18 protein-coding genes are annotated in these 19,286 nt (G+C 59.7%); 4 read left to right on the top strand and 14 right to left on the bottom strand.

The window, feature by feature from the left end:
* The 4 genes from AC1Z24_RS23705 to AC1Z24_RS23690 form a co-directional block, all read right to left on the bottom strand.
* On the bottom strand, positions 1 to 798 hold the full coding sequence (locus AC1Z24_RS23705; protein ID WP_259102592.1) for an ABC transporter permease: 798 nt from the start codon (positions 796 to 798) through the stop codon (positions 1 to 3).
* Positions 785 to 1,630: an ABC transporter permease gene (locus tag AC1Z24_RS23700; protein ID WP_259102591.1), complete on the bottom strand. Its 846-nt coding sequence runs from the start codon at positions 1,628 to 1,630 to the stop codon at positions 785 to 787. Before AC1Z24_RS23700 ends, AC1Z24_RS23705 begins: the two co-directional genes overlap by 14 nt.
* Complete coding sequence (locus AC1Z24_RS23695; RefSeq protein ID WP_483742949.1) at positions 1,627 to 2,433, bottom strand: alkaline phosphatase family protein; 807 nt, start codon at positions 2,431 to 2,433, stop codon at positions 1,627 to 1,629. Before AC1Z24_RS23695 ends, AC1Z24_RS23700 begins: the two co-directional genes overlap by 4 nt.
* Before the next feature lie 108 nt (positions 2,434 to 2,541).
* Positions 2,542 to 3,609: an ABC transporter substrate-binding protein gene (locus AC1Z24_RS23690; protein ID WP_483742948.1), complete on the bottom strand. Its 1,068-nt coding sequence runs from the start codon at positions 3,607 to 3,609 to the stop codon at positions 2,542 to 2,544.
* Positions 3,610 to 3,970: 361 nt separating this feature from the next.
* On the opposite strand from AC1Z24_RS23690, the gene AC1Z24_RS23685 reads away from it, so the two are divergent.
* Positions 3,971 to 4,690, top strand: a complete 720-nt coding sequence (locus tag AC1Z24_RS23685; RefSeq protein ID WP_259102583.1) for a UTRA domain-containing protein — start codon at positions 3,971 to 3,973, stop codon at positions 4,688 to 4,690.
* Here the strand turns inward: AC1Z24_RS23685 and AC1Z24_RS23680 are convergent.
* The 7 genes from AC1Z24_RS23680 to minC form a co-directional block, all read right to left on the bottom strand.
* Positions 4,687 to 6,858: a mechanosensitive ion channel family protein gene (locus AC1Z24_RS23680; protein WP_483746699.1), complete on the bottom strand. Its 2,172-nt coding sequence runs from the start codon at positions 6,856 to 6,858 to the stop codon at positions 4,687 to 4,689. The genes AC1Z24_RS23685 and AC1Z24_RS23680 overlap by 4 nt on opposite strands.
* A gap of 64 nt (positions 6,859 to 6,922) precedes the next feature.
* Complete coding sequence (locus tag AC1Z24_RS23675) at positions 6,923 to 7,087, bottom strand: hypothetical protein (RefSeq protein ID WP_259102581.1); 165 nt, start codon at positions 7,085 to 7,087, stop codon at positions 6,923 to 6,925.
* 135 nt (positions 7,088 to 7,222) lie between these two features.
* Positions 7,223 to 8,509: a M18 family aminopeptidase gene (locus tag AC1Z24_RS23670; RefSeq protein WP_483742947.1), complete on the bottom strand. Its 1,287-nt coding sequence runs from the start codon at positions 8,507 to 8,509 to the stop codon at positions 7,223 to 7,225.
* Positions 8,510 to 8,725: 216 nt separating this feature from the next.
* Entirely contained in the window at positions 8,726 to 9,361 is a 636-nt protein-coding gene (locus tag AC1Z24_RS23665) for an RluA family pseudouridine synthase (protein WP_483742946.1), read from the bottom strand.
* 87 nt (positions 9,362 to 9,448) lie between these two features.
* On the bottom strand, positions 9,449 to 9,703 hold the full coding sequence (gene minE / locus AC1Z24_RS23660) for a cell division topological specificity factor MinE (protein ID WP_259102577.1): 255 nt from the start codon (positions 9,701 to 9,703) through the stop codon (positions 9,449 to 9,451).
* Entirely contained in the window at positions 9,703 to 10,515 is an 813-nt protein-coding gene (gene minD / locus AC1Z24_RS23655; RefSeq protein ID WP_259102575.1) for a septum site-determining protein MinD, read from the bottom strand. The genes minE and minD overlap by 1 nt, the downstream gene beginning before the upstream one ends.
* 180 nt (positions 10,516 to 10,695) lie before the next feature.
* Entirely contained in the window at positions 10,696 to 11,436 is a 741-nt protein-coding gene (minC, locus tag AC1Z24_RS23650; RefSeq protein WP_483742945.1) for a septum site-determining protein MinC, read from the bottom strand.
* Between the two features lie 119 nt (positions 11,437 to 11,555).
* Here minC and AC1Z24_RS23645 point away from each other — a divergent pair, with 119 nt between their 5' ends.
* Both AC1Z24_RS23645 and AC1Z24_RS23640 read left to right on the top strand, forming a co-directional pair.
* The gene (locus AC1Z24_RS23645; protein WP_483742944.1) at positions 11,556 to 12,488 is read left to right on the top strand and encodes a lipid A biosynthesis lauroyl acyltransferase; all 933 of its coding nucleotides are present in this window, start codon (positions 11,556 to 11,558) and stop codon (positions 12,486 to 12,488) included.
* A gap of 20 nt (positions 12,489 to 12,508) precedes the next feature.
* The gene (locus AC1Z24_RS23640) at positions 12,509 to 13,693 is read left to right on the top strand and encodes a patatin-like phospholipase family protein (RefSeq protein WP_483742943.1); all 1,185 of its coding nucleotides are present in this window, start codon (positions 12,509 to 12,511) and stop codon (positions 13,691 to 13,693) included.
* Positions 13,694 to 13,843: 150 nt separating this feature from the next.
* Here the strand turns inward: AC1Z24_RS23640 and AC1Z24_RS23635 are convergent, their stop codons facing one another.
* The 3 genes from AC1Z24_RS23635 to AC1Z24_RS23625 all read right to left on the bottom strand — a co-directional run bounded on the left by AC1Z24_RS23635 (position 13,844) and on the right by AC1Z24_RS23625 (position 16,969).
* Positions 13,844 to 14,698, bottom strand: coding sequence for a pirin family protein (locus AC1Z24_RS23635; protein WP_483742942.1), 855 nt, complete (start codon positions 14,696 to 14,698; stop codon positions 13,844 to 13,846).
* Positions 14,699 to 14,868: 170 nt separating this feature from the next.
* Entirely contained in the window at positions 14,869 to 15,678 is an 810-nt protein-coding gene (locus AC1Z24_RS23630) for an MlaA family lipoprotein (RefSeq protein WP_483742941.1), read from the bottom strand.
* Complete coding sequence (locus AC1Z24_RS23625) at positions 15,671 to 16,969, bottom strand: serine/threonine protein kinase (RefSeq protein ID WP_483742940.1); 1,299 nt, start codon at positions 16,967 to 16,969, stop codon at positions 15,671 to 15,673. The genes AC1Z24_RS23630 and AC1Z24_RS23625 overlap by 8 nt, the downstream gene beginning before the upstream one ends.
* Positions 16,970 to 18,222: 1,253 nt before the next feature.
* Here AC1Z24_RS23625 and AC1Z24_RS23620 point away from each other — a divergent pair.
* Complete coding sequence (locus AC1Z24_RS23620) at positions 18,223 to 19,071, top strand: glycine betaine ABC transporter substrate-binding protein (RefSeq protein ID WP_483742939.1); 849 nt, start codon at positions 18,223 to 18,225, stop codon at positions 19,069 to 19,071.
* The last annotated feature ends 215 nt before the right edge of the window (positions 19,072 to 19,286 follow it).

Genomic DNA, 19,286 nt, shown 5'->3' with positions numbered 1-19,286 from the left:
TCAGTCTTTGTCCTTGTTCAGTCGATTGGCAGCCCAGGTCAGCACCAGCACGAAGAGGAAGTAGGAAATCACCAGCGCACTGTTGAAGTGACCGCTGCTGTTACGCATGTTGTTCAGATAGACCTGCAGGGTTTCGTAACGCGTGCCGACCAGCAGGTTGGCGAAGACGAACTCGCCGAACAGGAAGGAGAACGACAGCAGCAAGGCCACCATCAAACCCTTGCGCAGATTGGGCAGTACCACCAGCACGGCGGCCTGCCAGGTGCTGGCGCCGAGCAGCTGCGAGGCGTCCATCAGGTCGCGCAGGTTGATCGCCTGCAGGTTGTTGGTAATGGCGCGGTACATGAACGGCAGGGCTACGGTGAAGTAGCAGCCGATCAGAATCCATGGCGTGCCGACCATGGCCAGCGGCCCCGAGCCGTAGAGCTGCAATAAGCCCACCGAGGACACCACGGGTGGCACCGCGAAGGGCAGCAGGATGAGGATGTTCATCAGCGCATCCAGGCGCGGGAAGTGGTAATGCACCACGAACAGCAGCGGCAGGATCAGCACCACGGAAAGGATCAGCGCACTGACGCACACCAACAGCGACTGGCCGAACGCCATGAGAAAGCGCGGGTCGCTCCACAGGGCGATGTACCACTTGAAGGTCAGGCCGCTGGGCAAAATGGTTGCGCCCCAACTGCTGGCGAAGGAATACAGCAGCGTACCGGCCAGGGGCAGCAGCAGGATCAGGAACAGGGCATAGACCACGAAACGGTGGTAGAGCCCGACGGGACTGCGTTCAGCGCGAGACATGGTAGCTCCTCTTGAGCAGCCACTGATGGACGATGGTCACCAGCGTCATCAACCCCACCAGAATCATGGCCAGCGCACTGGCCATGTTCGGGTCCAGGGTGATATCGCCGGCAACCATCGCAGCGATTCGGATCGGCAACACGTTGAAGTTGCCAGTGGTCAGTGCATACACCGTGGCGTAGGCGCCCAGGGCGTTGGCCAGCAGGATGACGAAGGTGCCGAGCAGCGCCGGAGTCAGCACCGGCAGGCCGATATGCCGCCAGAAATCAAAGCTGCTGGCACCGAGCAGGGACGCCGACTCACGCCAGTCTTCACGCAGGGCGTCGAAGGCCGGGTAGAGCAGCAGCACGCCCAGGGGGATCTGGAAGTAGGTGTAGAGAATGATCAGGCCGGTCTTGGAGTACAGGTTGAAGTCTTCGATGATCCCGCTTTGTTTGAGGATCAGCGTGATGCAGCCGTTGAAACCCAACAGGATGATGAAGGCGAAGGCCAGTGGCACCCCGGAGAAGTTACTGGTCATGTTGGCAAAAGCGTTGACGAAGTCGCGCAGCCGCGAATCGACCTTGCGCAACGAATAGGCACCGAGGATCGCAATGAGAATGCCGAACAGGCTCGACCAGAAACTGATCTCCAGGCTGTATTGCATGGCCTGGCGATAGAAGCGCGAGTCGAAGGCGCGGACGAAGTTGCTGATGCCCCAGCCGCTGTCTTCCGAGTACAGGCTGTTGATCGCCACCCAGGCCAGCGGGGCGATCTGGAACACGATAAAGAACAGGGCAAAGGGCACCAGGCACAGGATCGCCAGCCATTTGCCTCGGGTGAATGTTTTCACTTGAGCATCTCCCGGCAGACCGGTTTGTCGTGGGCAACGCCCAGCAATTCGCAGACCGTGCCGCATAGCTCGGTCTGCAATGGCTGGGCATCGGGGTTGAGGCTGAAAGCATCGCCCAGCACGAACAGCGGCACTTCGCGCTCTTCGGGCAACAGGCCGTTATGGGAGCGGTCGTTGTTCATGCCGTGGTCCGCAGTCACCAGCACCTGATAACCGGCGTCGAGCCAGCCTTGCAGGTAGTCGGCCAGGATAATGTCGGCGCTGCGCGCGCTATTGCGGTATTGCGCGGTGTCGAGACCGTGCTTGTGCCCGGCGTCGTCGATATTCATGGGGTGGATCAGTAGGAAGTTCGGTGCGTGGGCCAGGCGCAGGCTCTCGGCATCGGCGAACAGGTGCGAATCCGGGTAATGGTCGACCCAATAGAACAGGCCATGCTGGATTGGCAGGTCGGCATCGTTGGTGTGGCGGTCCCGGGCCGCCAGAAACGGCGTGCGGTTATACAGCTCGCTGACCCAGTGATAGGCCGCTGCGGCGGTACTCAGCCCGGCGTCGCGGGCGTAATGGAAGATGCTGCGCTGGTTGGACAGGCGCGAAACATTGTTGTGCACGATGCCGCTGTCGATGGGCGCAACGCCGGTCATGATGCATTCGTACAAAGGCCGCGACAGGGCGGGCAGCTCGCATTCCAGCTTGTACAGCGCGGCGCGGCCGGCGTTGGCGTAGGCCTGCAAGTGCCCCATCGCATGCTGCGCCACCTGATAGTTCAGGCCGTCGAGCACGATCAGGATGACGTTGTGTTTCATGAGCAGGTGCTCCGGCAAGGTTTGCTGCGGTTTTTACCTAAAAGGGGCGAGGCAGCTAATGCTGGCTCGCCCTTTTTTGTCTTCATCCCTGAAGACCTGAAAACGGGATCAATTCATCTCGATGATGACTTGCTCGTTCCACTTCTGAGGCAGGGCTTTCGAGGTTTTTTCCCACGCGGCTGGGTCTTTGATCGGGGTGACGCCTTTGTACTGCTCGTTCGGCAGCAGCTTGGCCTGTACGTCGGCTGGCAGGGTCAGGTGATCGGCACGGATCGGACGCGCGTTGCCTTTGGCCAGGTTGATCTGGCCAGCGTCGCTGAAGATGTACTCACGAGCCCATTTGGCAGCGTTAGGGTGCTTGGCGTATTTGTTGATGATGGTGGTGTAGCCCGAGATCACCGAACCGTCGGACGGGATCAGGACCACGTAGTCATCCGGGTTGGCCATCTTGGCCTTGTAGCTCAGGCCGTTGAAGTCCCAGACCACGCCCACTTCCACTTCACCCTTTTCCATGGTCTGGATGGTCGGGTTAGCCAGGGAAATACGCTTCTGCTTGGCCAGTTCAGTGAACAGTTGCAGGCCTGGTTCGATATTGCTTTCGCTGCCTTTGTTGGCGATGGCGGCAGCCAGTACACCGTTAGCCGCTTGTGCTGCAGTGCTCACGTCACCGATGGCAACCTTGTACTTACCGGTTTTCAGGTCAGACCACTTGGTCGGAATGGCCGAGCCGTGTAGCAGTTTCTTGTTGACGATGAAAGCGATGGTGCCGGTGTAGGCCAGTGCCCAGTGACCGTCTTTGTCTTTGGCCCAGTCCGGAACCTGGCTCCAGGTGCTTGGCTTGTAGGGTTGGGTAACACCCTTGGTCACGGCGATGGGGCCAAAGGCCGCACCCACGTCACCGATGTCGGCGCTGGCGTTGTCTTTTTCGGCATCGAACTTGGCCACTTCCTGGGCCGAGCTCATGTCGGTGTCCATGTGGGTCAGGCCGTATTTGGTTTTCAGATCGGACCAGGTGTCTTTCCAGTTTGCCCAGTCATCGGGCATACCCACGCTATTGACCGCGCCTTCAGTCTTGGCGGCTGCTTCCAGTGCCTTGAGGTCGGTGTCTGCGGCCATGGCGGCTGTGCTCATGGCAATGGCGGAACCCAGGAGTGATGCCAACAAAACATGTTTCATTCGATGCTCCTTATGCACTTCAGCGGTGTTGTTCTAGAAGTGGTCGTTGCGGGGTGGTTGGTCTAGATCAGCAATACCTGAGCCAAGTTAGGCTCTTTCGATGACACTTTCATGTCGAAGGCTGCTTTTAGTGGCCCATTGAGCGTCTTTTTCTCAGGCTGCCGCATAAGCGTAGACCACCCGTAAACACTCGGTTTTATGAGGCTGCAGCACTGTTCAGGCGATGATTGGCATGCTTTATGAAGCGCTTTGTCACAGAACAGTCATCTGCACTGCCTAGGCTGGAACGCACCAGAAATCGGTGCACCAGGTGCGGGCACTGCCCTGTAATGGCGCTGGTCTAGTCCAGATAGGTAACCTGATGCGCGAAGATGTGCCACGAGCGGTGACGATCATCTGCAACGCTCTGCAAGAACAGATTGAACATGGCCTGCTGCCGCCGGGCAGTAAGTTGCCTGCCGAACGCAAGCTCAGTGAAGTATTCGATACCACGCGCATTACCTTGCGTGAAGCGTTGGTGCAATTGGAGGCCCTGGGGCTGATTTATCGCGAGGAGCGCCGTGGCTGGTTCATTTCGCCGCCACGCCTGGCCTATGACCTGATCCGCCGCAGCCACTTCCATGCCATGGTCACGGCCCAGGGGCGGGTGGCCGAGACCCAGGTCATCAGTGCGCGCCTGCAACCGGCGTCAGCGAGTATTTGCGAGCTGCTGCAATTGCCGGCGCTGTCCAGTGTGATCCAGATCTGCCGGGCGCGACGCATTGATCAGCGTCTGGTGTTGTACGTGGAGCACTATCTCAAGCCCGAGTTTTTTCCCGGCATCCTTGAGTTCGATCTCACTCAGTCCCTGACTGAGCTGTACGCCAGTCAGTATCAGTTGCGCTATGGCAAGGTGCGTTTCGAAATGGTGCCAACGGCGCTGCATGCCGAGGCCTCGGCGGCGTTGAAGGTGTCGTTGGGCAGCCCGGGCCTGCGCATTGCCCGGGTCAACTATGACCAGCAGGGTCGCCTGATCGACTGCGACCTGGAGTACTGGCGTCACGACGCGATACACGTCAGTGCCGTGGTCGAAGACATTTAACCTTGCACGGGCTGCTCGGCCTTCAGCGCGCCGCCCGCTGTCATCACCTGCACACTCAAGCGCGGTGTGGCCAGATCCAGTCCGGCCTCGTCCAGATGGCGCTTGAGCGACAGGTTGAAGGCCCGTGACACCTCCCACTGCTTGATCGGCGCGGTCTTGAAGCGGGCGCGCAGGATGGCATTGCCCGATTCGAAACTCTCTACACCCTGAATCTCCAGCGGCGACCAGATGTTCCGGCGCTGCAACGGATCGGTGCGCATTTTCTGGCCGACCTCGCGTACCACTTTCAACGCGTCATCGATGCTCATATTGAACGGGATGGCGATGCGGAAAATCGCGTAGCCGAACTCCCGGGAGTAGTTCTGGATGCTCTTGATCTCGCTGAACGGGATGGTGTGGACGATGCCGTCGATATCGCGCAGACGCACGGTACGGATGGTCAGGCCTTCTACAGTGCCGAGGTGGCCGCCGACGTCGACGTAGTCATCGATGGCCAGGGAGTCTTCGATAATGATGAACAGCCCGGTGATCAGATCCGCTACCAGGGATTGCGCGCCGAAACCGATGGCCAGGCCGATGACACCGGCACCGGCCAGCAACGGCGTGACGTTCATGCCCATGTTTGCCAGGGCGACGATAATGGCGATGACAAAAATGGCGAAGAACAGCACGTTGCGGATCAGCGGCATCATGGTTTGGGCGCGGGTATTGGCCAGGCCCTTGCGCGAACGGGTCAGAGCCAGCTGCACGGCGGTGTCGGCGACGATCCACAGCAGCCAGGCGAACAGCAGGGTCGCGCACAGGCTGACCAGTTTGACGCTGATATCGCGACCATCGCCTTCAGCGAAGCGAATCAGCGACAGCCCCCAGACCCGCAGGCCCAGTTCGATAAACACCAACCAGATGGCAATGTGCGCCAGGGTGTAGAAGAAGTTGCGCAGGCGGTCGGAATACAGGGCATGGCGACGGTGGCCATGGGGCTCCTTCAGGGCACGGCGTCGCACCAGGCCGTTGACCACCATGCACACCACCAGCAGCACCGTGCTGAACAGCGCCTGGCGCAGGGCGGTGCTGGTATCGCCGGCAGCAAAGAACGTAGAGAACAACGAGACCGTGACCAGCAGCAGGGCCGGGACGAACCAGAAGCTGCCGAGGATATCCAGGGTTTCGGTCAGTGCGCGGCGGGTCAGGCGCCGGGACAGCGGCTGGTTGCGGATCAGGTGGGCGATGGGGCGGCGGAAATGCAGGATGAACCAGCCGCTGCACAGCGCAGCGACGACGTTGGTGCAGGTTGCGGCCATATGGGCCAGGTGCGGGCCGAGGCTGCTGATCAGGCGCGGATCATTGAGCGCTTCACCAAAGGCGGCGAAGCTGCCGATCAGCCACAGCGGGCGGAAGGCCCGGTGCCGAAGGATATCCAGAGCGCGGTGGCGGTGCGGGCCGTCGAGAATGGAAAAGGCAATGACGCAGATCGCGGAAAACAGCGTGCCGACCATCAACGCATAGGCCAGCACCATGGCCAGGTCCTTGCCCAGAGAGTGGGGCAGGGAGTAGCTCAAGTAGACGGTAATGATCAGGGCAATCAGCCATGGCCCCAGCTTGCTCAGGGCAAAGCGCAGCAGGTCCAGGGTGCGTGGATGTTGCGGCAGTTTTTCCGACAGGTTGAAGCGCATGCGTACCCAGTGAGCCAGCCAGATCAGCGCCGCCGCCAGAAGACTCCAGACCAGTAGCACCAACGCGAAGGCAAAGATGATCGGCAGCCATTGCCGGGCAGGCAGCATCAGCGCCATTAACTCATCCTGAGCCAGGGCCAGTTCGTTGTCCCAGCGATTGATCGGGCTGTCGTCGCCCGTCAACTTCTTCTCGAAACTGCGCAGGGTACCGCTGATCAGGCCCAGCACCCCGTCGTCGGCCGTGGCCTGGGCCTTTTTGTTGGCATCGCGCAGGGTCTTGAGCTCAGTGAGCAACTGCGCCCGCTGTTGATCATTTTCCAGGCGGGTGATGACTTCATCCAGAGACTGGGCCAGCGGCTCCTGCGCCTGTGGTTGGGCCTTCGCCGAACCCCCCAGGGCGGCAGGCAAGGTCACCGCGTGGGCGGCGCTCATTGGCGCGAGAATCAGCAGGCAAAGGAAAAGCAGGCGGGGCAGGGTAAGCAGGCGGGCAATCACCAGTGAACCTCGGATCGGCATTTTCAGGCATGACAATGCAAGGAGTGTACGAGCGACGTGGGCGTCAGGCGAGCTTTTCGATGATCTTGAAGCCGATGGTGCCGATGATGAAAAACATGCCGATCCAGATCATGAACACTCCGCTACCACGCTCCTGATAGCTGAAGCCGACACACAGCAGCAACATGCCGAATACGATGGGTATCAGCATGGAATGGAAGGCGTCCATGGGAGTGGCCTGGGTGGACTGGATAGGTTCAGTCTAGACCGCAAACACAGGGCTGTAGGACCGGCTTTAGCCGGGAGGGCGCTCTCGCGGCTAAAGCCGCTCCTACAGAAAATCCTGTGATTGGTTCAAGTGTTGTTACGGCAACTCGTGACTGGCGTAGAACGCCGTCAACACCTTGACCAGATGGCTCAGGTCATGGCTGCCCGCCAGTTCGCGGATCGAGTGCATGGCGAAGGTCGGCAGGCCGATATCCACGGTGCGCACGCCCAGGTGGCTGGCGGTGATCGGACCGATGGTCGAGCCGCAGGCCATGTCGCTGCGCACCACGAAGCTCTGCACCGGGACTTCTTCGGCCATGCACAGATGGCGGAAGAACCCGGCGGTTTCGCTGTTGGTGGCGTAGCGCTGGTTGCTGTTGACCTTGATCACCGGGCCGGCATTGAGTTTCGGGCCGTGGTTGGCGTCGTGCTTGTCGGCGTAGTTGGGGTGCACGCCGTGGGCGTTGTCGGCGGAAATCAGCAGCGACCGCTGGATGGCGCGGACATAGTCGTCCCCCGGCAGCAGGCGTTGCAGGGTCTGCTCGAGCATTGGGCCGTCAGCGCCACAGGTCGACGAGGAACCTACTTCTTCATGGTCGGTGCAGACCAGCAGGCAGGTTTCCGATGTATCGCTGGTGAGCAATGCCTGCAAACCGGCGTAGCAGGACAGCAGGTTGTCCAGGCGCGCACCGGCAATGAAGTCGCCATTGAGGCCGACAACGGCAGCGCGTTGGGTATCGTAGAAACTCAGTTCGTAATCCAGCACCACGTCGGCGTTCAGGCCGTGTTCGCGAGCCAGTTGCTCGGTCAGCAGGGCGCGGAAGTCGGCGCGCTCGTCACCGGCGACCTGGGCGAGGATCGGTGGCAGTTCGTTCTGCGCATTGATCGGCCAGCCTTCGTTGGCGGTGCGGTTCAGGTGGATAGCTAGGTTGGGGATCACTGCAATCGGCAGCTTGAAGTCGATCAACTGGCTTTCGACCTTGCCGTCGCGACGGAAGGTCACGCGCCCGGCCAGGGACAGATCGCGGTCGAACCACGGCGCCAGCAATGCGCCACCGTAGACTTCGACGCCCAGTTGCCAGAAGCCTTGGCGTTGCAGCTCAGGCTGCGGCTTGACCCGCAGGCATGGGCTATCGGTGTGGGCGCCGACCATGCGGATACCGCCGACCAGTGGAGACTGGCGGCCCAGACGCAGGGCGATCAGCGACGAGTCGTTACGGGTGATGTAGTAGCGGCCGCCGGTCTCGGTGGACCAGGTTTCACGCTCGTCCAGACGCTGGAAGCCCGCGGCCTCCAGGTGCTGGACCAGGGTGGCGGTCGCATGAAAGGGGGTGGGAGAGGCCTTGAGGAAGTCGATCAGGCCCTGGTTAAGCTCTTCGCGCATAAGTTACTCCAGACAGCAATGGCGCGAGTTTACCGTATTTCCCAGCGCTGATAAGGAGAACGGTGCCCGCCATTTAGCCCTCAATCAAACACTCTGCAATCTCTGAACTTGTGGGAGCCGGCTTGCTGGCGATGACGTCAGTGAGTTCACCGACGCCATTGCGAGCGCTTCGCACTCGATCGCCAGCAAGCCAGCTCCCACAAGTAAGCGGCAGCTTCAGAACGGTGCCGGGCACTCAAAGCGCAAACGCTCACCGGTCTGCGGATGGGTAAAGCTCAGCATGCTGGCATGCAGGCACAGGCGCGGGTAGGCGGCGAGGGCATCGGGGTGGCCGTACAGGCCGTCACCGAGCAGTGGGTGGCCGATAGACAGCATATGCACGCGCAACTGGTGCGAACGTCCGGTAATCGGCGTCAGCTCGACCCGGCAGTGCTTTTCATAACGCTCCAGCACTTTCCAGAAGGTCAGGGCATGCTTGCCGAATTCGTGATCCACCACATGGCGCGGTTTGGTCGGCGGGTCGTAGCGCAGGGGCAGGTCGATGCTACCGCTGTCCAGCTGCGGTTGGCCCCAGCACAGGGCTGTGTAGGCTTTTTCGGTTTCGCGGTCGTGAAACTGCCGGGACAGCTCGCGATGAGTGTCAGGATCACGGGCGAGCAAAATGATTCCTGAGGTTTCCCAGTCCAGACGATGGACGATACGGGCCTCGGGGTAGCCGTTTTCCTGCAGGCGGGTGATCAGGCAATCCTTGTTGTCATCGGCACGGCCGGGGACGGAGAGCAGCAGGGTGGGTTTATCGACGACCAGAACGGCGGCGTCCTGGTGAATGATGCGGATGTTCGACAGCGGCATGTGGCCTCGAAGCGCTAAAACGCCGACGGCGACATGAACGGCGCTCCGTATGGAACGCCGCTCATGCCGCCGCGGACAACTGCCGGATCAACGATCTGGCAGGGTGATATTGAGTTCCAGAATCGAGACCGTACCCTGGTTTTCCAGGGCGACCTGAACCTGGTCACTGTCGATATTGACGTACTTGCGGATCACTTCCACCAGTTCCTTCTGCAAGGCTGGCAGGTAGTCCGGTGTGCTGCGCTGGCCGCGTTCGTGCGCCACGATGATCTGTAGACGCTCTTTCGCCACCGACGCGGTACTTACCTTTTTGTTGGCACGAAAGAAGTCAAAAATATTCATTAATTACCCCCGAACAGACGTTCAAAGAATCCTTTCTTCTGGACATCGAGGAAGCGATGTTCTTTGTCTTTGCCCAACAGGCGGTCTACGGCGTCGCTGTAGGCCTGGCCGGCATCACTCTGTTCGTCGAGGATGACCGGCACGCCCTGGTTGGACGCTTTGAGTACAGCCTGGGACTCCGGGATCACGCCCAGCAGGGTGACGGCCAGGATTTCCTTGACGTCTTCGACGCCGAGCATTTCGCCCTTGCTGACGCGCTCCGGGTTGTAGCGGGTCAGCAGCAGGTGTTCCTTGATCGGCTCTTCACCGCGCTCGGCGCGGCGCGACTTGCTCGCCAGCAGACCCAGCATGCGGTCGGAGTCACGCACCGACGACACTTCCGGGTTGGTCACGACGATGGCTTCATCGGCGAAGTACATCGCCAGATGGGCACCGGTCTCGATACCGGCCGGGGAATCGCAGACGACGAATTCGAAGGTTTCCTTCAATTCCATCAGGACTTTTTCCACGCCTTCCTTGGTCAGCGCGTCCTTGTCACGGGTCTGGCTGGCGGCCAGCACGTACAGACCTTCGATCTTCTTGTCCTTGATCAGGGCCTGTTGCAGGTTGGCTTCGCCGTTGACGACGTTGACGAAGTCATACACCACGCGGCGTTCGCAGCCCATGATCAAGTCGAGGTTACGCAAGCCGACGTCGAAGTCGACGATAACTGTCTTGTGGCCGCGCAGAGCGAGACCGGTGCCGATAGCGGCGCTGGTGGTGGTCTTACCCACACCACCCTTGCCGGATGTAACCACGAGAATCTTGGCCAAGGTGTTTCACCCCTAGAGGAATAGGACGATCAGTCCCAGAAGAGCATCCCTGATTGAAGCAGCGTTATTCGAACAACGACACATATCGGGTGTGAAACAGTACTTTTCCCGAACTAACTACAGTCTTTGCCACGTTTCGCGATGAGTCAGAGATGCTTTGAAAATGGCGGCAAGTATCCGTTAAAGCCGGGTGATGTTCAACACGTCACCGGTCAGGCTTATCTGGACTCCGCTGCCCCAGGCCGGATCACGGCGCAGGTCTTCGGAGACCTTGTATTGCCCGGCGATGGAGATCAATTCAGCGACCATTTGCTGGCAGAAAATCCGCGCCGTGGTATCACCTTTGATACCGGCCAGCGCTCTGCCACGCATGGGGCCGTAAACATGGATGTTGCCATCGGCCAGAAGTTCCGCACCGGGACTCACCGCCGCAATCACCACGAGGTCGCCACCCTGGGCATAAATCTGCTGTCCGCCGCGCACCGGCGCGGTTATCACGCGGGTTGGGCGGATCACCGGCTCGGGTGGTTTTTCCGGAATTTTTTTCGACGCTTCGGTTTCCACCGGGTCCACGGGCCGTTCCCGGGCACCGGATGGCGGAAGTACGGGCAAATCAATGGCGATGGCCGCAGCGATGTCTTCGATGCGGTTGGCGCGAATGGCCAGCGTGCGCAGGCCGTGCTGGCGGCAGACGCGCATCAGGCCGGGCAGGTCCACCGCGCCATCATCGGCCGGGAGCTTGTCCAGGGCCAGTACCAGCGGGGTGTTGCTGAAAAAGTTGGGGGCCTGCACGACTTTTGCCGCCAGTTGGCGATCCAGTGCGTCGAGGTTGTTGCGGGCCAGCTCCAGCACCGTGATGGCGAGCATGCTGCCCTTCAATTGAAAGACGGGATCCTGGTCTTGCGATTCGATTTGGCTCATGGTCGGCATACAGCAGCTTGTCGCTAAAAGTGCCGAGACTTATAACGATAACGCCCGCGACCCGCAAGCCGGGTCGAACCGATGTAGAATGCGCGGCCTTTGTTCTGACGGAAGCCTTAATGGACCGCCCGCAATTTCAAGCCCGTTTTCTTTCCCCGCGTTTCTGGCCGCTCTGGCTGGGGCTGGGGCTGCTGTGGCTGGTCGTGCAGCTGCCGTTTCGCGTACTGCTGGTCATCGGCCGCATTCTCGGCATGGTCATGTACCGCTTTGCCACTGATCGCAAATATATTGCCTCGCGCAATCTGGAACTGTGTTTCCCGCATATGTCCAAGGCCGAGCGCAAACGCCTGCTCAAGGAAAACTTCGCCTCCACGGGCATTGCATTCTTTGAGATGGCCATGAGCTGGTGGTGGCCGCGTGAGCGTCTGGCGCGCCTGGCCCATGTCGAAGGCCTGGAGCATCTGCGCCATGCCCAGGAGCAGGGCCAGGGGGTGATCCTCATGGCATTGCACTTCACCACCCTGGAAGTCGGTGCGGCCCTGCTGGGCCAGCAACACCCCATCGACGGCATGTACCGCGAACACAAGAACCCGTTGTTCGATTACATCCAGCGTCGCGGCCGCGAGCGGCACAACCTCGATTCCATTGCCGTGGAACGTGAAGACATTCGCGCCATGGTCAAGCAACTGCGCGCCGGCCGGGCGATCTGGTACGCGCCGGATCAGGACTACGGCGCCAAGCAGAGCATTTTCGTGCCGTTGTTCGGCATCCAGGCGGCTACCGTCCCCGCTACCAGCAAGTTCGCCAAGATGGGCCGCGCCGTGGTGGTGCCGTTTACTCAGCAACGGCTGGCCGACGGCAGCGGTTACAAACTGGTGATCGAGGCTCCGTTGACGGATTTCCCCGGCGAAAGCGACGAAGCCGACTGCATTCGCATCAATCAGTGGGTTGAACTTGCCATCACGCAATGTCCGTCCCAATATCTGTGGGCCCATCGGCGCTTCAAGAGCCGACCACCGGGAGCGCCTAAGCTGTATAAGAAACGCGGTTGATCATAGAGGCCGATCTATAAATGCCAGCTCCTGCCGTAGCGTCAGATGTTGTGAATGCCGTAGAACCCGTTACCGGGTTGATTCTTTCTGGAGGCGGGGCTCGCGCCGCGTATCAAGTCGGGGTACTGGCGGGGATCGGTGATCTGCTGCCTCCCGGTTCACCCAATCCGTTTCCGGTGATTGTCGGGACGTCCGCCGGGGCCATCAACGCGGTCAAACTGGCCAGCGGCGCGGCCCACTTCAGCAATGCCATTCATGAGCTGACCGCCTTCTGGCAATCATTCCGCAGCCATCAGGTGTTGCGCAGTGACTGGACTGGCGTATTGCGTCAGGCCACGCGCTTTTTCGGCAACAGCCTGATGGGCTTCGGCTCCCAGGTGCCGGTGGCGCTGCTCGACAGCTCGCCCCTGCGCGACCTGCTCAACGAGCGCCTGCGCATGCAGGGCATCCAGGAAGCCATCAACGCTCAGCATTTGCGCGCGGTAGCGGTTACGGCCTTTGGCTATGAGTCGGGCCGGGCGGTGACCTTCTATCAAGGTAAGGGCGCCATTGATCCCTGGCTGCGCCATCGGCGTATCGGCGTGCCCACCGAATTGACCGTCGACCATTTGCTGGCCAGCTCGGCGATTCCCTTGCTATTCGCCCCGGTGCGTCTGGATCAGGAATATTTCGGTGATGGCGCGGTGCGTCAGTCGGCGCCGATCAGCCCGGCCCTGCACCTGGGCGCCAACCGTGTGCTGGTGGTGGGCGTCAGCGGCAACCCACGGGGCACGGCGGCCAATAGCGGCGTACAGCGCGTGCTGAACGGCGTGCAGCCGAGCCTGGCGCAGATCAGTGGACACCTGATGAACAGCACCTTCATTGACAGCCTGGAAAGCGATATCGAACTGCTCGAACGGATGAACCTGGTCGGCCAGTTGCTGCCGTCCGAAGGCCAGTTCCATCGCCCTGGCCTGGCGCCGGTAGAAGTGCTGGTAATCGCCCCCAGCCAGCCCATCGACGAAATCGCCGCTCGCCACCGCCACGAACTGCCTCGGGCGCTGCGCACTTTCCTGCGCGGGCCGGGCGCGACCAAGACCAGCGGTGCCGGGGTGCTGAGTTATCTGCTGTTCGAGGCGGGGTATTGCCGGGAACTGGTCGAACTGGGCCGCCACGATGCAATGGCCCAGAGCGAGCAGTTGAAGAAGTTTTTGCGGTTGGAATAGCAGTGACGGAACCTATTGTGGGAGCGGATTCATCCGCGAAGACTCTAGTCTGGGCGACACGAATATGTCGGGTGTACTGGCCTCTTCGCGAATGAATTCGCACATTCGCTCCTGCAAAACTCCATTAAAAGCAGAATCTGTATTGGCAGCTCAAGCCGTCAACCGATCATCACGAAAATCCCGCAACGCCTGTTCGATCTCTTCGCGGCTGTTCATCACGAATGGGCCGTATTGCACGATCGGCTCGCCCAATGGTTTGCCGGCCAGCAACAATACCCGCGCGCCTTGCGTGCTGCTCAGATGCAGCTCGCCTTCTTCAGACAGGCGCACCATGCGGCTGGCGCTGATGGTCTGGTCCTGGCCTTCAATGTTCAGGCTGCCCTCATAGACATACAGCAATGCACGATGGCCTTTGGGCAGGCGCGGGTTGATGCGGCTGCCTGCGGGCAGGTGCAGGTCGAAGTACAGCGGTTCGGTGTCCGGGCGTTGCACGGCGCCGAGCTGCTGGACCTGGCCGTCATCGAAGGTCCCGGCGATGACGACGACACCGATACCGTCCGGCGTGGTGATACGCGGTACGTTCTGCGGCTGGATGTCCTGATAGCTGGCCTTATCCAGTTTGTTTTTGCCCGGCAGGTTCAGCCATAGCTGGAAGCCGCGCATGACGCCTTCTTCCTGCTCGGGCATCTCGCTGTGGATAATCCCGCGCGCAGCGGTCATCCATTGCACACCGCCGCCTTGCAGCAGGCCGACGTTACCCAGATGGTCTTCGTGGCGCATGCGCCCTTCGAGCATGTAGGTCACCGTCTCGAAGCCGCGGTGCGGGTGGGCGGGGAAGCCGGCGATATAGTCATCGGGCTTGTCCGAACCGAACTCGTCGAGCATCAGGAAGGGGTCGAACTGTTCAACGCCCGGCCCGCCAAACACGCGGGTCAGGCGCACACCGGCGCCGTCCGAGGTCGGCTGGCCAGCCTGGATCGACAACACTTTGCGCAGCAGGGTCATGGGAGTGCTCCTGATCGAATGGAATTGCTGATCATGGTATGCCTGTTGCTCCGATAGATGGTTGATGATTTTCTCAGTCAATCATCGAATAAATCGATTGTTACCGGATTTTTAAACAAAAAAACGGCCAGCCCGGTTACCCGACTGGCCGTTATTGCTACTTTGCGCTGTTACTCGGCGATCTGCAGTTTGCGTGACTCGGTGTAGACGTAACGCACTTTCTCGTACTCGAACGGCGAGTTCATCTGACCGTAACGGAAGCTGTTGGTGTAGCGCCGGTCGATGGCGCGCAGCACGTAGAGCTCCGGATGGTCGCTGCTGACCTGGGAGACATTGAGGAAGTTGATCTGCGCTTCAGCAGCGAAGTCAAAGACCAGGCCACCGGTATCACGCAGGTTCGACGGCCCGAGGATCGGCAGGATCAGGTAAGGACCGGCTGGCACGCCATAGAAGCCCAGGGTCTGGCCGAAGTCTTCGCTCTGCTTGGGCAGGCCGATTTTGGTCGCCGGGTCCCACAGGCCGACGATGCCGACGGTGGTGTTGACCAGCAGGCGGCCGGTGGTCTCCAGCGAGCGCTGGCCCTTGAACTGCAACAGGCTGTTGAGCAGGTTGGGCACATCGCCCAGGTTGCTGAAGAAGTTGCTCACGCCACTGCGCACGAAACCGGGGGTGACGTAGCGGTAGCCGTCGACCACGGGCAGGAACACCCACTCATCGAAGCGATAGTTGAAGTGGTAGACCCGGCGGTTCCACGATTCCAGCGGGTCATAGACTTCCAGGGCGTTGAGGGTCGCGCGTTCGAACTCCCGCTGATCCAGGCCTGGGTTGAATTTCAGCGACTTCAACGGCTCGGTAAAGCCGTCGGCATCGTTCTGCCGTTCGACAGTGGCGGGGCGCGTAGCCACGTTGTTGCTGCCATCAGCCGCATGTACGGCGCCGGCGCAGAGCAGGGCGGCGAGTAATACAAGACGTTTAGCCACGGAAGAACTCCAGCATGGCGTCGCTGTTGACGCGGTAGTTGATATTGCCGCAATGGCCGCCATACGGATAAACGGTCAGGCGATCGCCAAAGGTCTTGCGTAGAAAGCCCAGGTCGCCAGGGCCGAGGATAACGTCGTCGGCGTTATGCATGACCGAGATTTTCGGGCTGTTGTGCAGGTAATCCTTGATGCCATAGAGGCTCACCTGGTCGACCAGTTGCAGCAGGCTGCCACCGTCGGTGCGGGCGCGCCACATTGGAATGACCTGCTCGGTCAGGTAGCAGTCGAAGTCGCACTGCAGCGCGCGGCGCAGGTACGGTTCCAGGCTGGTGCCTTCAGTAATCGCCAGCTTGGGCGGGGTGATCAGGCCGCGGCGGTTGATCAGGTCGGAGGTAAAGGCAATGTCCGCCGACGAGAAACGGAACGAGGTGCCGATCAGCATGGCCATCTGTTCGTTGGTCAGGTGCTGCTTGGACTGTTGCAGGTCATACAGCAGGGCGTCGTTAAGGTCGATGTAACCTTTCTGCTGGAAGTAACGGGTCAGCTTGGCCAATACCAGTTCATAAAAGGTGGTGCTGTTGTTGATGCCCTTGACGCTGGTCTGCACCAGTTTGTCCAGGTTGCTGATGGAGGTGTACAGGTTGACCGGCGGGTTGAGCAACAGGACCTTCTTGAAATTGAAGCTGCGGCGGGTTTCGTCCAATTGGCTGACAAACGCCGCATCCAGCGCACCGAGGCTGTACCCGGTCAGGTAGTAGTCGGTGACTTGCAGTTTGGACTGCTGGGCACGTACGGCCTGCATCACGCGATAGAGGTCTTCAGCGTCTTCCTTGGAAACCCCCGGCGTGGCGAAGCGTGAAGCGGCGCTCATGAAGTCGTAGCTGGTTGGCGACGACAGCTGTACGACGTTGTAGCCGGCCTTGTAGTACAGCTTCTTGAGGAACTCGTTGATGGTGCTGGTATACGGAGCGCCGGTCCCGGCGATCAGGAAGATCAGCGGTGCCGGGTGATCCTGCTTGGCCAGGCGATAACGCAGTTTTTTCACGGCCCAGAAGTTGTCGGGCAGGATGAACTCGCGTTCTGGGTGCAGGTTGAGGCTGTAGTCGGCCTGGTCGATGTCTTCATCGGCCGGCAGATCTGGACGCAGGTCTGGTGGTGTTGTCGCAATGGTGGCTTCGAACGGGTTGGTCAAAGGGTAGCCATAGCTGGCGGGGTCGACGTCGACCGCCAGTGCGGACGCACTCAGACAGAGGCCGCCGATAACAGCAGCGAAGCGCAGGAAACGGAGCATGACTAAATCCCTTGGGAAAGAAGTGCTGATGAGGTAACGCAGGCTATGACCACCGGTGTAGTGCCAAAGTGCCGTACCTGCAAACAAACCGTGTAAGGCCGCTGTGACAATACACGTTCCGGGGGCTGGAGAGAGAGTAGCCTTGTGCTTTTATCCGTGGGTCGGCGGGGCTTGCGTGCTGTCGGGTAGAGGCGGACAAGGCAAACTCCAGGCAAGACAAAGGGGAGCCTTAGCTCCCCTTTTAATGGTGTCTTGCCTGCTCTTTTTATTGTTCTAGGGCGGCCTGTTGTTGTTTTTGGCGACCAGCCCTTCACAGCGTTATGGTCGATCCCCATCCGGGATCAAGAGCAAACGTATTTTTTTGAGCGCTGAGCCATTTTCATCACTGACGTGATCCAACCGGTTCTGGAGCTACCTGAAGGTAGTTTTATTGTTCTCTGTCCGATTGCGAAGCCTGAGCTTCTGTAAAACGGTCTACTCCAAAAAAATCTGTTAGCTGCGTCTCTGTGCCTTTGTTCTTGTTATGTCAGAGCCGATACGTCTTGTTTTTATTGGGTTTGCTGCGTTTTATTCTTGTTGTGCGATAGATATAGCAGGAGCTGTGCCAACTTTTTAAAGTTGTTATAAATCAAGTGGTTGTGAGTTTTTGGTTTTTGCCCAGGTTGAATAATCGTGAGGAGGTGTTTCCGTGTTACCCGTTTGCGCAGGCTCAGGCGTAGAGGGGGTAACACTCTGGGTGGGATGGGCCACATCTTTACAGCTCAGAGTTGGACTGTAATCCGTGGGACCGGCTTTAGCCGGGAAAGCGTCTGAGCGGATCAAACAAATGTACAGGATGTGCCGACGCCTTCCCGGCTGAAGCCGGTCCCACAATCGGCGAGGCCGACAGGACCTGAAATGGCGCATGCCGGTGCAGCCATGCCAAAGCTCTTCTACTGTTACGACGTTGGCCAGATGAGAGCCATTGCCTTTGGCATGCAAGATTCGGACAGGCAAACCGACGTTTTTGTCGCTGAATGTCGTTAGTGGCTTAGTGATGTCGTTTCCCGATGTCTCAATGTCGCTGACAGAGAAAGCCCCATGAGCGCCGAGGTTGATTATCAGGGTGTCGATGCGGTGTCCAACACCGGCGGCTGGAGCGACTGAGGCGTTATTGGAACGTGGTGCCCCAAAGCTGGGCACCCGTTGCGACCTTATAAAAACGTTAACGGCGCCCGACGACCGTCGGGTGCAGGACTTTCGGGGAAGTAACGATGAAGATACGAATGATCCTGGGCGCAGGTGCCGCATTGGCACTGGCTATCAGTTCCACGCTGGCCTCTGCCGCAGAAGTAAGCATTGGTTATGTCGAAGGCTGGTCTGACAGCGTCGCGACCACCAACGTCGCCGCAGAAGTGATCAAGCAAAAGCTCGGTTATGACGTCAAGCTGCAATCCGTTGCGGCCGGGATCATGTGGCAGGGTGTGGCCACCGGCAAGCTGGACATGATGCTGTCCGCCTGGCTGCCTGGCACCCACGGCGAATACTGGGCCAAGAACAAGGACCTGGTTGTCGACTACGGTCCGAACTTCAAAGACGCCAAGATCGGCCTGATCGTGCCTGAGTACGCGACCGCAAAAACCGTTGAAGACCTCAAGGGCGATGCGTCCTACAAAGGCAAGATCACCGGTATCGACGCAGGCTCGGGCGTGATGCTCAAGACTGACCAGGCGATCAAGGACTACGGCCTGACTGACTACAAACTGGTCGCCAGTTCGGGCGCCGGCATGATCGCCGAGCTGACCCGCGCCGAGAAGCGCAACGAATCCATCGTGGTCACCGGTTGGGTGCCGCACTGGATGTTTGCCAAGTGGAAACTGAAATTCCTCGAAGATCCAAAAGGCGTTTACGGCGCGGCTGAAACCGTCGACAACATCGGCAGTAAGGACCTGGCGACCAAAGCCCCTGAAGTGGCCGAGTTCCTGAAGAAGTTCTCCTGGCAGTCCAAGGATGAGATCGGCGAAGTCATGCTGGCCATCCAGGACGGTGCCAAGCCTGAAGCTGCTGCCAAGGATTGGGTTGCCAAGCACCCTGATCGCGTGAAGGAGTGGACCGGCAAGTAATACTGTCGATCCTCTCCCGGCTAAAGCAGGTCCTACAGGCCGTCTGGCGTTATAGCCAGACGGCCTTTTGCGTTTCTGGCATTTGTTCGCGCCGCGACTATGCTGTGGGACCGGCTTCAGCCGGGAAATTGCCTTCCCGGCTGAAGCCGGTCCCACGGTTATATGATTTTTTTGCGGTCTTACATGGCTTTCTAATACTAAGGTCGTCTGGAGTG

It is taken from the genome of Pseudomonas sp. JL23, assembly GCF_056933585.1.
The sequence above is the reverse complement of the archived record's forward strand: the minus strand, read 5'-3'. Positions and strand labels throughout refer to the sequence as shown.